The sequence below is a fragment of the Paraburkholderia sp. BGA-UO-ETr-F21 genome (genome assembly GCF_059567925.1).
Window position 1 is genome coordinate 1 of record NZ_JCAQOY010000010.1, and the last position, 13,771, is coordinate 13,771.

The window sequence follows — 13,771 nt, forward strand, 5'->3', positions numbered from 1 at the left end:
CGTCTCGCACGTGATTATGAACGGCTGCCCGAAACCCTTGCAGGACTTCATTTCGTGGTCTTCGCAATGCTCATGCTCGTTCACGCAGTGCCAGTACTTCAAAGTGCCTAACACGCTCTAAACGCGGCTGATGCGCTCGGAGGCGGTGCGCGCACTGCGCATGAACTGACGCGGCGTAAGTCGTTGACGTCGCCGCACACGCTGCATCTGTTCTGTTTCGTGGTGATGTTCGCCTCGGGGCAAATGTCTGGCTCTACATGAGTATCGTGTGCTTCGAGTCACCGCGGTGGACGGCGGTGCGGAATGCCAAATGGCATGAAGAAAGCACTCGAATGCGTGTCTTTCGCTTCGCGTTGCGACGGGAGAGAGCCAACTTTCGTATGCGCTACCATTGAGCCATTCGCCAATGCGCCCAACTTGCGCAACGGGTTATGCAGTCGGCGAAGATTAGTACGCTGCACTTTCGACCGTCAAACCAGGACATAATTGCCAATGCAAGACTTCAATCCAGGCACCGTCGCCATCGTAATTCCCTGCTTCAACGAGGCAGCGACGATTGCCACGGTGATTCGCGATTTTCGACGCGCGCTTCCTGAGGCATCCATCATCGCGTTCGACAACAATTCGACGGACGACACGGCACGTGTCGCGCGCGAAGCGGGCGCGGAAGTCATCGAGGTGCCACTTCAAGGCAAGGGCAACGTCGTGCGCCGCATGTTCGCGGACGTAGAGGCCGATGTGTACGTGATGGTCGACGGAGATGCAACGTACGACGCATCCGTCGCTCCCGCGATGGTCGGCAAGCTGGTCGAGGAGCGGCTGGACATGGTTGTCGGCGCGCGCGTCACCGACGAACAGACCGCTTATCGTCTCGGCCACCGCTTCGGAAACCTGATGCTGACGCAATGCGTGGCTATGATTTTCGGCCGCACATTCAAGGACATGCTGTCGGGCTATCGAATCTTTTCGCGCCGCTACGCGAAGTCTTTCCCGGCCCATGCATCAGGCTTTGAGACCGAAACAGAATTGACAGTGCACGCGCTCGGCATGCGGATGCCCGTCGCCGAACTGCCCACCCGCTACATCTCGCGCCCGGAGGGTTCCGAGAGCAAGCTCAACACCTATCGGGACGGCTTCCGCATCCTAATGACCATTCTCAAGCTGGTGAAAAACGAGAAGCCGTTTGCGTTCTTCACGGTCGGCTTTACGACCTGTGCACTGCTGTCTATTTTGCTGTCCATTCCGGTGTTCAGAACCTACATGGAAACCGGGCTCGTACCGCGCCTGCCCACCGCGCTCCTCAGCACGGCGCTGATGTTGCTCGGCGCCATCCTGCTGATCTGCGGCCTTGTTCTTGACACCGTGACGCGTGGCCGAATTGAGGTCAAGCGACTGGTGTACCTCGGCATCCCGGCGCCGTACAAGCGGAAGCGAGCCTAGTCCATGCGCGCCCAATTTTTCAGGTTCGCCATCGCCGGGGCTATGGGCTTTCTGGTGGACGCAGGCGTGCTGTACGTGGCGCTGGCGATGGGACTTGGGCCTTACGCCGGTCGCGTCATCTCGTTTCTTTGCGCAGCCTTCACGACCTGGCAGATCAACCGTCGGCTGACTTTCGAGGTCAAGCTGACCGGCTCGCTGTGGCGTGAGTGGTTACGCTATCTCGCCGCCATGTCCGTGGGCGGCGTGTGCAATTGCGGGAGCTACGTGGTCGCCCTGCAGTTCCTGCCGAATGTAGCGATCGCTCCACTCATCGCCGTAGTCGCCGGATCAATCGCTGGGATGTTCGTCAACTTTGCCTTCGCGAAGCTGTGGGTATTTCGCTCACAGCATTGACGCCGAGCCGTGGGCCGCCGGATGATGTGCGCGTCGCCTACTGGTCGCGCTCCGATGTGCTGTTCCGCGTCGCCATCAGAACGCATGGCGGCGAGCCGCGTCGAGACGGGCGCGGCCTGGTCCAACACAGACATGGACTTCAGGATGAAGACTATCTGCTCGGCCGCAGTGCCGTCGCCGAACGGACTGTTTCGCACGGACAAGGCGTGATAGGCCACTGGGTCGTCAAGCAACCGCGCGGTATCGCCGACAATCGTGCCGACATCAGTGCCGACAACTTTGTTGACGCCGGACGCGACGCCTTCCAGCTGTTCGGTCACGTCGCACATGGACAAAACCGGTTTGTGCAACGCCGGCCCCTCTGCCGTATTGCCGAACGAATGCGGCAGGATGATATGGCTCGCGTTCGTGAGCCGCAGGAATGGCTTAAACGTCAGCGGCTTTTCCTGATCAATCCCCGCCTGATGCTCGACACCCAATTGTCCACTTCCCGGACCTGCGGATTCATGTGCACAGGATGGACGATGCGCACGTCCAGGCGTCCGGGCGCGCCTCGGCGTTCTTCAGCAACCCGGTGCAGTTGTTCTCCGATCCGGGCGCGAAGCTCTCGCGACGATGCCGCGTCACCATCGCGATCCGGCCGCCTTCGGCGAGCGCGCCCTCAACCCGCTCCGGCAATGCGAAAAGTTCGCTCTTCGGGCGCTCGACCATCAGACACACCACGTCAACCACGGTATTGCCAGTGACGAAAATACGCTGCGCAGGCGTCCGCTTGCTCAGCAGGCTTTTCTGCGAGAGTTTTGTGGGTGCGAAATGGAGGCGGCCGACGAGACGCCGAATGTAGTTTCAGATCTTGGGGAGACGCCGATGCGATGTCACGACTGCGCAGCCCGGCTTCGAGACGTCCAACCCGAATGCGTCGATCGAAGGCCGTCAATGCGGCCACCTGAACGAACATTATGTCTTCCTGAACGGGGGCGATTTCGGGTGACTGTGTGTGGCAAGGAAGTCGTCGATCGCGGTGAACAACCGGGAATTCAGTCGCGCCAGCGTCTGATCCTGCGACAACACGTCGACACTCGCTCGGGCGTCATGCCGAAGTCGGCGAAGCCCGCATCAGCATCTCGTAGAGTTGCCCGACTGAGCAAAGGCATATGACGAAATGTTCGCGCGCTGCGTGCGGCGCCCGTATAACGGAAATGACCTGATTGCTTCCGGCCTCGTGCCGGTGAACACCACGATTTTCCCCCGGCATTCAGGAAGCCCGCGTCCCAGGCGCCACGCTATGCAGAGCCGGCGAGGCGGCCGGCTGATATTCGGGCACCCAGCGCCGCAAATCGCGCCGGACCTCTTGGTCGCTCGGCACGCGATGCTGCATCAGCCACGGAAGCAGTTCGTCAAGCAGATTGTCGGACGCTTCACGCGCCTGAGCGATGCGCAATTTTGGATGCGGTGTGCGCGTGGTTGCCTCGTCGTCGGCGAGCAGTTCCTCATAAAGTTTCTCGCCGGGCCGCAGCCCCGTGAAGACGATGCGGATATGTTCCTCGCTGAAGCCATACAGGCGGATCAGGTCGCGCGCCAGATCGACGATCTTAACCGGTGCGCCCATGTCGAGAATGAAGATCTCGCCGCCATGCCCCATGCTCGACGCTTGCAACACGAGTTGAGATGCTTCGGGGATCGTCATGAAAAAGCGCGTGATCTCCGGATGCGTGACCGTGACCGGCCCGCCCTTCGCGATCTGTTGTTGAAACTTGGGAATGACGCTGCCCGCGCTGCCGAGCACATTACCGAACCGCACCGTCTCGAACTGAGTGCGCGTGCTAGTCTGCTGCAGCGCCTGACACGCCATTTCCGCGAGGCGCTTGCTCGCGCCCATCACATTCGTCGGATTCACCGCCTTGTCGGTGGAGATCAGCACGAAGTGCTTTACGTCGTGGCGAATGGCCGCGCGCGCAACACGGTACGTGCCCAGCACGTTGTTGCGCACTGCCTGCCAGGCATTTAGCTCCTCCATCAGGGGCACGTGCTTGTAAGCCGCCGCGTGAAAGAGAATGTGCGGCGTGTAGCGCGACAGCACCTGATCGAGCAACAAGGAGTCCTTTGCGTCGCCGATCACTGGCACCACGGATACCTTAGGGAAGCGCTCGTGCAGCTCTTCCGTGAGGCGGTACATCGCGTACTCGGACAGATCGAATGCGATCAACTGAGCAGGTTCGAAGCGCAGAATCTGCCGGCACAGCTCCGAGCCGATCGAGCCGCCCGCGCCGGTCACCATCACCACGCGGCCGCTCAACAGCGCTTCGACGTGCGGCATGTCAATACGTACCGGCTCGCGCCCCAGCAGGTCTTCCAGATCGATCTGACGCACGCGCGACAGGAACGCTTCACCTTGCGTCAGCGTGGTCAACGCGGGCAGCACCATGGCCCGCACACCGGCTCGCACGCACAAGGTCGCCACGCGACGCTGCGCATCCACTGAAGCCGACGGGATCGCGATGATCGCGTGCTCGACCTTCATGTCCGAGGCCCAGTGCTGCAGGTCGCTAATCGGCCCCCAAACCTTGTAGCCGTAAATCTCGCGACCCTGCTTGGCCGGATCGTCGTCGAGCAGGCCCACCAGCCGCCATTCGCTCGAACGCGACAGTTCGCGGGCCAGGCTCGCGCCCGCGTTGCCCGCGCCGAGCACCACCACTGGCTTGCCTTGCCCGACCAGGCCACCGTATAGATAGAACTCCTTGGAGGCGCGATAAAGCGCGCGTGAGCCGCCCATGGCGAGGAACAGCAGAAGCGGAGAGACGACCAGCACGGAGCGCGGAATGATCGGGCGCGGCTGGACCATGACCGCCACCATCATCATCACGAATGCGCCGGCCAGCACCGCTTTCGCAATGCGCATCAGGTCCGGCAGGCTCGCAAACACCCACATGCCCCGGTACAGGCCGAATATGCGGAACATCACACCGTAGACAGGGAGGGCCCAGAGCAGGGTTCGGACGGCGCCGGACCAGAACTCGACCGGAACGTAGCCATTGAAGCGGATCAGGTATGCCGCGAGCCAGGCGCCTGCGACTGCGCATAGGTCGAAGGCGAAAGCGCTAAATGATAGCCATGAGGCTTTGTGTCGAAACATCGGCGTCACACCTCAGGTTGTTCGGAATCTGCTATCCGGAATCGACGCCAGCGTGAATCGACTCCAATACCAATCAATACCAGCACGATCACCCATGCGCCCACGCTACACCATTGAAGGGCCGAAGACCAGCCAAGCAACACGACAGCAAGTACTATACCAGCCGCCATTACTGCATACCATAGGATGGCTGTCTTCGAATGCCCAAGTCCGTACTGGACCATGCGTTGATAGTAGTGCTCGCGATGCGCCTGCCAGATTTTCTCGCCGCGCAACAACCGTCGCAGCAGCGTGACCGAAGCGTCGCCGATGAACGGCGAAAAAACCAGTGCGGGAAACCAGATCGGCCAGACGCCGTCGCTCCAGCCCCAATAGCCGAAAGCGCCCGCCAGAAAACCGAGCGGAATCGATCCGGCGTCGCCGAGGAAGATTTTCGCGGGGTGGAAGTTAAAGAGCAGAAAACCCGCGGCGGCGCCTGCCACGGCGGCCGAAGCTAAGCTGAGCTCTGGTGATGGATGCGCGGTGAGCGCGGCCCCAACGGCGTAGCCTGCGAAGCCGAACAGCGTCATGCCACCTGCCAGACCGTCCGCGCCGTCCATAAAATTGTAAAGATTGACCAGCCAGAGCAGTAAAAACGACAGGGCCACCAGCAGCCAGACCGGCACCGGCGCCGGATGTGCCCAGACGAAGACCGCCACCGCGGCCAGGTGCGCCGCGAACCTGACCCGCGCGGGCAGTCCGCGCCGGTCGTCGATCTGCGAGACCGCCGCCAGCACGGCAGCGCACAGCGCGGCAAGCCATAGGTGTGGCGCGACGATTAGCGTCGCCACGACCACCACCGGAACAATGCCCCAGCCGCCCACGCGCGGCGTGGGCCGTGTGTGCAGCGAGCGGTCGTTCGGAATGTCGGTGGCCAGACGCCAGGCGAGGCCGGTTCTGAGCAGCGTCCACAGAATCGCCGCGGAAGCGCAAGCGCAGCCGAGCGCGATCAGAATCACGCTCGTCCAGCCCGGCAACGTGGAATGGGACATCAGCATGCGTGCCTCAATGCGTGGATCGGTACCAACGGGCTGTCGCGGCCAGCCCTTCGTCGGTGGAATGTGGCGCCCGCCAGCCCAGCACCGTGCGGATCCGGCCTGTATCCAGCTGCAAGGATCCCACCAGCCGGTCGACGGCCGCTGTGCGCCCCGTTAAGCGGCCCGCCAGCGTCAGCCAGTTCGCGGGCACCGGCAGCAAGCGAGCGCGCTTGTGCAGATGCCGCCCGAGCGAACGTGCGAGCTCCGCCACGGTGAGCGCATCGCTGTCGGCGACATGGAACGTTTGACCCGCGGCGCGCGGGTCGGTCGCGCAATGCATCAGCGCGTCCGCCAGGTTGTCGACGTAGACGAGGCTGCGGCGCGCGTCAATCGCGCCGAGCGGCAGCGGTACGCCTTTCCAGATCGCGTCCATCAGCCGCAAGAAATTGGCGCGTACTCGCGGGCCATAGACGAGCGGCAAACGCACGATCACCACCTCCAGGCCGGTTTCCTCGCCGTAGCGCACCAGCGCCTGTTCGGCCGCGAGCTTCGAGCGCCCGTAGGCGTCCTGTGGCGCCGGCGGGTCATCTTCCCGCAACGGACGACCCGCGTCCCCCTCGGCCAGCGCCTTCACGCTGCTGGCGAAGACGAAACGCCGCGCGCCATAACGCCACGCCGCCTTCGCGACGCGCAAGGCGCCCTCGACATTGGTGGCGTGAAACGCGGCGTCGGGATCGGCCGCGGTGTCATGCATCACATGCACGCGTGCCGCCAGATGTACGACACAATCGACCTGAAGCGCGGCGGGCCAGCCGGCGTCGACGCCGGCAAAATCCGCCTGAGCCTCCACCCACTCGCTTACGCCCCGCTCGAGCTGCCCGGCCTGACGCACGAGTCCGCAGACTGTATGGCCGGACTGCATCAAGACGCGGCACAACGCCTCGCCGACGAACCCATTGGCGCCCGTCACCAGCACGCGGCTCATAGCCACTTCCAGCCGAACCGGTTGAAGAACTTGTACGCAGACGCCAGGAACATCCGGACGTGCGCGGAGCCTTTGCGCGCGGCGCCGCCGCCGTGATGCAGCACGCGCACCGCGGGCGCGTAGGCGACCCGGGTAACGTCATGCGCGCGCAAGCTCAAATCGTAGTCCTCGAAGTACAGAAAATAGCGTGTGTCGAAGCCTCGAAGCCTTTCCAGCACGCTCGTTCGAAACAGCATGAAACAACCGCTGACAATGGGCGGATCCCAGCAGATGTCCCGATCGTTGATCACGTCGCGCATCTCGTAGCGGGCAATGCGGCGCTGGAACAGCCGTCGCAATCCTGCCGGCAGAAAGCCGCGCACGAACAGGTCCAGCAACGTCGGATAGCGGCGGCAGAGGAACTGCTGATGCCCTGCTTCGTCGCCGATCCACGGCGTCAACAAACCCGCGGCCGGATTGGCCTCGAAAAATTCGAGCGCGCGCAGCAGCGCGTGGCGGTCCAGGTCGATATCCGGATTGAGCACGAGGTGGTAACGGCCGACGGCGCGCTCGATGGCCAGATTGTGGCCACGACCGTAGCCGACATTGCCGTGACCGCTAAGGATCGTGCTGGTGACGCCTTGGGCGCTCAATGCGTCCAACGCGGCACGTTCGTCCGGCAGGCCGCCGTTGTCGACGAGATAAAGGTGAACCGGCAGGCCCGGCCGCGTGGCGCGAAGTGCCTCGCAGGCATGACCGAGGCTGGCGAACGTGGTGGCCAGTTGTGCCTGATCCGGCCGATAGACGACCACGGAAACAGACAAGCCCTCGAGTTCCGCACGCGGCGCGCTTATAGCATTCATGTAAGGTAGAACTGCGCGTCTTGTAAACGGCACTGTAAATTGTGTTGCCGCAACCAGCCTGCAGTCTGCTCAGGTTTTTCCCGTTCGGCAACCTGTCTTTCGTTTTGTTACGGCTTGCGGTTGGCTGTATTCTATCGCGTGAAAGCCTGTATTTTTTCCAGAAGCAAAACCCGCCTCATTGAGCATCAATGTTGACGCGCCCTGATCCAACCATCCCGCCAAATTCCCCGCCTTAACTAAAATCCTTCCTTGGCATTGCCATTGGGTCATGGGGCCGTACGAACTTAGCTTCAGGCCGCCGTCAACTTCCGGCAGAAAATATCAAGATGACGCTAAACCCCGTTTCAACAACTTCCATGACACTATTATAAGCAACGAACATCGGAGTAAACGGTTGGACGACGCGACTCCAACTCAATGAGGTATTCCGCCCGTTCAATTCTGAAACGGAACTCCCATTCAGTGCTCTTCTTGCCACCAAGTTTCGCCATCTTCTCACTCTGCCCTTCCAATCGCTGGGCCGGAAAGTCCGGCGAAATTTCCCTTGCTATCCAGGCCAGCAAATGACGTGGATCACCTACGATATCCTCGTAACAGAAGCGCGCGGGACGAATCCGAAAGCGCTCAAATAGACTCTCAAAGAAAAGCTCGCCATCAAGCAGATAATCGCACGACTTCTGAATGGCGTCGGCATCATATTCGACTGCTTCCAATTGAGACTTAGCAATCGAGCCTTCTTGATAGCTATGAAAGAACCCCGATGTCATGCTGCGATATAGCGAGATTGCCTGTGCAACCAGGTTACGTCGCCTAAGATAAAAAGGGGTTACCAAGCCAAGTGCCTCACTTGGCTTCTCGAGCATTTCGCACAAGCATTCGGCCTGATACGGCGACAACTGAAGCCCCATCACCCCACAACGAGCTCGATAGTCCTCAACCGTTCGCCTGATATATTCCTCGGCGCTCGCCGTGCCCGCCAGAAGTGGTGGACGGCACCCCATTGCCAATTCGTCAGTGTGGATCCACGATTCATTGAACCATTCTTGCGGCGTGCCGAGGACTCCCGAGTTCGCAGCCATCTCCATCAACCACGTGCTGCCGCTCCGCGCAATAATGAACACGACATACAGCTTCGTATTGAGAGAAATCTCTCTGAGCGTCTCACTGCGAATCCTTGCGCCTCCTGGAAACGCCTCAGCCACTTTGTTAATCATCGCAATCACTTCCAATAAATCGGTCTCGTGACACAGGCGGGATGCGTTACCCAACACCGGTGCGTCGTCAGACCTGAGTCCATAGCTCAATAGATTCAAATCGGCGACTGCCCGCGTTAGTCGCTTTTCAACGGACGGTAGGCGAACTTGAGAGGCTCGTCATGCAAGTGCCCTCCATGCCATCGTACGAACCTCGATCGGCAAGGCCCGCTCCAGGAATGACGACGCAGTCCGGCAACGCTTGCCGTTGATGATACAACGAATGTTCCGAATCTTTGGCCACATGCCATATTCCACTGACTCGCCAATCCGCCGTGATCAAGCCGGGACTCTTGCGTTGCCAGGCGAAGCGATCCATGCGGATCGCCGGCATCGTTTTACGCCAGCACTTCGCGACCGAGCGCTTCGACAAGTCTAAATATGCTGGCTGGAGCCTTCACTGGGAGGCGAATGCGTAAATACTTCCGTGTCGCATCGATGTCGCCACGCAGGATCGCTACTTGCCGGACATAGCCTAGCTCGCTACGATGCGGGGCACTCGCCCACGCTCTATCCATCGCCGATATGCTGATAATGCAACACCCGGCTCCGATGGGGCGTCCAGTCGCTGATTCGTTTTTGGCTTGCGCAATATGCAGGAACAAATAAAGGCCGTCAATGGACGGCCTTAACATATGTATTTTCCGCGATCGCCTAGCTTCACGCAAACTCGGCGGTCGCCTTCGTCGTTGGGGCGTTGTCGCGAGCAATCCACGATGGCATTTTTGCCTTCAGGAAGGGAAACTCAATGAGTCTGTACGTGGTTGCTGAAATAAGTACGGTCACGACCGCAAACCCAGCCGCCAACCCCCAATATTGCAAAGGCGTAAGCGACGAAACATCGATGTGCTCATTGACTATTCGAGAACCGGCCGAAATTACCCAGTTATGCAGCAAATATATGCTGTAACTCATAGCGCCCAGGATGCGCGCGGGTCGCGCGGTCAGAATTCCGAATAGCGTATTTCCATTTGCGATGATCAAGAATGCCAAGAACAGCATTACCGCGGCCTTCGGTGTATAAGCCGACTTTGTGAGCTGCTCCGTCGCGAATAGCATCAGCACGACGATTACCGCCGCGACCGGAGACCGACATAATCTCTTGATCAAAGGAAAGTGAAAATTGATCAAGGCGGCGAGCGCCCCGTAGACGAAATACCACTCGTAATTGGTTGCGGAGAACATCCAAACCAAGGTGAGACAAAGCAACCAGGCGACCCATGCCACTCGACCTTTAGCGAATAGAGTGAGAATAGGGAACGCCAGGTAAAACCTCCACTCATAGAGCAGTGACCAAAAGACCGTATTAATCAAGCCCGTATCGTGCACACCGTTCACCTCCGGCGTGCCGAGAGCCGTGAACGAAAGCCAGGATACGGTTTGGCGGCCCAGCAGCCACAATGGGACGTTTAGGTTGTAGCTGCACATCCAGACAGCAGTCCAAATCAGAAGAAGCGCTGCGACAAAGTACATCGGGCACATGCGCATCATTCGCGACCAATAGAATCGGCGGATGTCCAGCCGCCCCTCTTGCCGCAAGGCCCGATTCCAAAAAAGGAACGCCGTCACCATAAAAAACATGGCGACGCCGACCTGCCCGAACATCAAGGCAAGCGTCGATGGAGGTGCCTCCCACCGACCGGTTTGATATCGATAATAGTTGATCACGCAATGGTGGAACATGACGCCTATCGCGAGGAAACCGCGTAGGCCGTCGATCGAATGAAATCGGTCGGACGCAATTTCGGCGTCAACCTGAGCACTGTAGAAAGAGGAGCCCCAATCCAGAAGCTTGGTCAACGTAAGCAAAACGACAGTTATCAAACACACCATCGCGACAAGATGAATGCCGCTGAAAAGCATTTGATGCCCCTTGGATATTTGTGTAGGACGAATCTTACAGAAATTCAATTCCCATAGCGTGAGATTCTTTAGTTCCAGGCCCATGTGGGGGTGCCAACAATCCCTCTAGGCCTGCGTCCTCGTACTTGCGTCTCCGACGCTCGAAATCCCCCTGTCCAATGGCACGATCCACAACACGTATTCCTACGCCAAGGGCGAGGAGAATTGCTCAATGCGAAGTCTGCTGGGTCGAGCCCCATCAAATCACGAGGACATCTGCTAAGTGGATGGTGAATGAGAGGCCAAGCCGCTTGGTCGATGAGCGCCGGCAGGCGCGACATATATGTAGTTGACACCGCGCGCGTAGCATTTCGGCGAGATCCTCAGTGTTTTGGTTAGTCCGTGGACCGTTCATTCTGGCCTAGCAGTTTTGCTGGCTTCCAACACGGCACAATGCGACGCACTCGTAGGTGGTCTGGTCCGGCGCCAGTGTGCTGATCGTGAACTATTAGCTCTGGTATTGTGCGCCTGGAGATGGCGGCCAGCAGCAATGGACGCGGTCGCGGTCTGATGGGCAGTCGCGCACCAGAAGGCAGTTATACTGCGCCAATTCTTTGGAGGCTGATATGAGCAGATCCTGGTCTGTCGACACTATATCGAACGCAATATACCGAACGAAGTTCTTGGATATTCCCGACATCATCGAAGACTGGCTGGGGCCATACGGCGGACTCGTTGGCAAGGATGTACTCGAATTCGGTTGTGGCGAAGCCAATATGACCTTAGCGATGGCATTGCGAAAGCAGCCTCGTCGCGTCGTCGGTGTGGAGATTATCGACGTTTATATGCATTGCCTTTCCATCGCAAAGCAGCAGCTTGGACTGTCCGAACTCCCGTCAAATCTCGAACTACGAAAAATCACACCTGGCGGATCGCTTTTGCAGTACGGCCAGTTTGACGTAATTTATACGTGGTCCGTCGTCGAACATGTCGCGCAACCGATCCTGCGAGATGCGCTCGCTTCGATCAAGGCCGCTCTCAAACCCGAAGGATCTTTCTTTCTTCAGATTTCCCCTCTTTATTATTCGGCCTATGGGTCGCACCTCGCTCCTTGGGTTCCTCAACCGTGGGCGCATCTTTCAATGCAGGATGACTTGTATAAAAAGGCGTTAAACGGGGCGCCGCCAACACCTCAGGACGTGCGCGCAGCTTGGGGCGTCTACATACCTGAACGGGCTACACGGGAAGTGGAGCGCGCATCCCTATGGGAAACTTACTCCACCCTGAACAGACTAACTGCGCCTCAATTGTGTCGACTCGTTAGGGAAGCCGGATTTGAAATCGTTAGGGAGCTGCGAACGAACGACGAGATCGCGATTCCTGAAACTTTAAAAGAGATATATCAAGAAGACATTCTAGCCACGCAGCAAATTGTATTGCTCCTGCGGCACGCGTAACAGTGATGCCTATGGCCGACGATGCAATAGCCCTTGCGACTATCGTGCTCGATGGTTCTCTTGTTTTAGGCATATTGACACACTATGCAATTGAACTTCCTCTACTGATTCTAGAGATAAAGTCAGAACTGGTGTACGGGGGGATTGAGGCGGGAGATTGAAGGCGGTGGAGGTTTCAGCTGAGAATCTGATTGTCGAAGTCGGAAACCAGCAACCAACAAACCATCCACCATGAGTAAGTTTACGGAAAAAGAAGTCGTAGGTCTATCGGCAACCGGTCTGGGTCTGGACGAACTGGTCCGGCAGGGAGCGCGGCAGGTGATCCAGCAGGCAATCGAAGCAGAGCTGTCGGCGCTGCTGGAGCGGTTCGAGAACGTCAAGACCCTGCACGGACAGCGTGCCGTGGTGCGCAATGGCTATCTGCCGGAGCGCGAAGTGCTGACCGCGGCCGGCCCCATTGCGGTGAAGGTCCCGAAGGTTCGCGATCGATCAGGATCAGGTGTGAAGTTCAATTCATCGATTGTGCCGCCGTACGTGAGGAAGTCGCCGCGCGTGAGCGCCGCGCTGCCGTGGCTGTATCTGAAGGGCATCTCGACGGGCGACATGAGCGAGGCGCTGAGCGTGCTGCTGGGAGATGACGCCAAAGGCTTGTCGGCCAATGTGGTGAGTCGATTGAAAGCGCAATGGGCCGACGAGCACGCCAGCTGGAGTCGGCGGGACCTATCAAAGTCGCGCTACGTGTATTGGTGGGTTGACGGCATTCACACCGGGCTGCGAAGCGAGAACTCTGACGGCCAGTGCCTGCTCGTGATCATCGGAGTGAGGCCCGATGGACGCAAGGAGCGTGTGGCAATCGGCGACGGGTATCGCGAGTCGAAGGCGTCCTGGCAGGAGCTGCTACTGGACCTGAAGGCGCGCGGCTTGCAGGCCGGTCCGCTGCTGGCAGTCGGCGATGGGGCGATGGGATTCTGGGCTGCGCTGGAAGAAGTGTTTCCTGCGACACGCGGCCAGCGCTGCTGGTTTCATTATGCCGACCTCCGGATTATGCCGGCGTGCAGCCGCAATGCGGCGGTGCTGGCGGGGAACGCGCTGTAGGCATTGGCATAATCAGAGCGATTCCAGGAAGGTGAGAAGTGGATCGGAGGGACGATACCGGCCCGGGTTCGCGTTCGGCATTCGGGCCCGAGCGAGAGCTTGCTCCTTGATGCCTAGATGCGCATGAAGGTAGATGGTAGTGGTGTCGACATGTTCATGGCCTAGAGCGTGTTAGGCACTTTGCAGGAGACCTGGTATCCTGGCGGGATGAAAAGAGCAGATCGCAAAGGGTATCCGACCGATGTGTCCGACGAAGAATGGAGCTTCGCAGCACCCTATCTGACGCTGATGGACGTCACCGCGCCGCAGCGCAAA

Annotated in this window: 11 protein-coding genes and 4 pseudogenes; 7 read left to right on the forward strand and 8 right to left on the reverse strand. The window is 59.2% G+C overall.

Annotated features, from left to right (window positions below):
* The 4 genes and pseudogenes from AC57B1_RS09585 to AC57B1_RS09600 all read left to right on the forward strand — a co-directional run.
* Positions 1 to 111: pseudogene (locus AC57B1_RS09585) on the forward strand (IS5/IS1182 family transposase); the annotation flags it as partial.
* A 33-nt stretch (positions 112 to 144) separates the two neighbouring features.
* Positions 145 to 311 (forward strand): annotated as a pseudogene (locus AC57B1_RS09590) (glycosyl transferase); the annotation flags it as partial.
* A 181-nt stretch (positions 312 to 492) separates the two neighbouring features.
* Complete coding sequence (locus AC57B1_RS09595; protein WP_496417384.1) at positions 493 to 1,440, forward strand: glycosyltransferase family 2 protein; 948 nt, start codon at positions 493 to 495, stop codon at positions 1,438 to 1,440.
* A 42-nt stretch (positions 1,441 to 1,482) separates the two neighbouring features.
* Positions 1,483 to 1,833 (forward strand): GtrA family protein, encoded by a 351-nt coding sequence (locus AC57B1_RS09600; RefSeq protein ID WP_496417391.1) that lies wholly within the window; start codon positions 1,483 to 1,485, stop codon positions 1,831 to 1,833.
* 197 nt (positions 1,834 to 2,030) lie between these two features.
* Here the strand turns inward: AC57B1_RS09600 and AC57B1_RS09605 are convergent.
* The 8 genes and pseudogenes from AC57B1_RS09605 to AC57B1_RS09640 all read right to left on the reverse strand — a co-directional run.
* Positions 2,031 to 2,312: pseudogene (locus AC57B1_RS09605) on the reverse strand (UDP-N-acetylglucosamine 2-epimerase); the annotation flags it as partial.
* Between the two features lie 25 nt (positions 2,313 to 2,337).
* On the reverse strand, positions 2,338 to 2,673 hold the full coding sequence (locus AC57B1_RS09610; protein ID WP_496417392.1) for a UDP-N-acetylglucosamine 2-epimerase: 336 nt from the start codon (positions 2,671 to 2,673) through the stop codon (positions 2,338 to 2,340).
* A gap of 415 nt (positions 2,674 to 3,088) precedes the next feature.
* Complete coding sequence (locus tag AC57B1_RS09615) at positions 3,089 to 4,966, reverse strand: polysaccharide biosynthesis protein (RefSeq protein WP_496417385.1); 1,878 nt, start codon at positions 4,964 to 4,966, stop codon at positions 3,089 to 3,091.
* Positions 4,967 to 4,971: 5 nt separating this feature from the next.
* Complete coding sequence (locus AC57B1_RS09620; RefSeq protein ID WP_496417386.1) at positions 4,972 to 6,003, reverse strand: MraY family glycosyltransferase; 1,032 nt, start codon at positions 6,001 to 6,003, stop codon at positions 4,972 to 4,974.
* 7 nt (positions 6,004 to 6,010) lie between these two features.
* On the reverse strand, positions 6,011 to 6,967 hold the full coding sequence (locus AC57B1_RS09625; protein ID WP_496417387.1) for a UDP-glucose 4-epimerase family protein: 957 nt from the start codon (positions 6,965 to 6,967) through the stop codon (positions 6,011 to 6,013).
* Positions 6,964 to 7,809 carry a glycosyltransferase family 2 protein gene (locus AC57B1_RS09630; protein ID WP_496417388.1) on the reverse strand — a complete coding sequence of 282 codons (846 nt, stop codon included), beginning with the start codon at positions 7,807 to 7,809 and terminating at the stop codon, positions 6,964 to 6,966. Before AC57B1_RS09630 ends, AC57B1_RS09625 begins: the two co-directional genes overlap by 4 nt.
* Positions 7,810 to 8,174: 365 nt before the next feature.
* Complete coding sequence (locus AC57B1_RS09635; protein ID WP_496417393.1) at positions 8,175 to 9,032, reverse strand: Stf0 family sulfotransferase; 858 nt, start codon at positions 9,030 to 9,032, stop codon at positions 8,175 to 8,177.
* Positions 9,033 to 9,722: 690 nt separating this feature from the next.
* The gene (locus AC57B1_RS09640) at positions 9,723 to 11,009 is read right to left on the reverse strand and encodes an acyltransferase family protein (RefSeq protein WP_496417389.1); all 1,287 of its coding nucleotides are present in this window, start codon (positions 11,007 to 11,009) and stop codon (positions 9,723 to 9,725) included.
* 578 nt (positions 11,010 to 11,587) lie between these two features.
* Between AC57B1_RS09640 and AC57B1_RS09645 the strand changes: the two genes are divergently transcribed.
* From AC57B1_RS09645 to AC57B1_RS09655, 3 genes and pseudogenes are all read left to right on the forward strand, one after another.
* Complete coding sequence (locus AC57B1_RS09645; protein ID WP_496417390.1) at positions 11,588 to 12,361, forward strand: class I SAM-dependent methyltransferase; 774 nt, start codon at positions 11,588 to 11,590, stop codon at positions 12,359 to 12,361.
* A 231-nt stretch (positions 12,362 to 12,592) separates the two neighbouring features.
* A pseudogene (locus AC57B1_RS09650) lies at positions 12,593 to 13,387 on the forward strand (IS256 family transposase); the annotation flags it as partial.
* Between the two features lie 276 nt (positions 13,388 to 13,663).
* On the forward strand, positions 13,664 to 13,771 hold a 108-nt coding region (locus AC57B1_RS09655), incomplete at its 3' end, for a transposase (protein WP_496417394.1).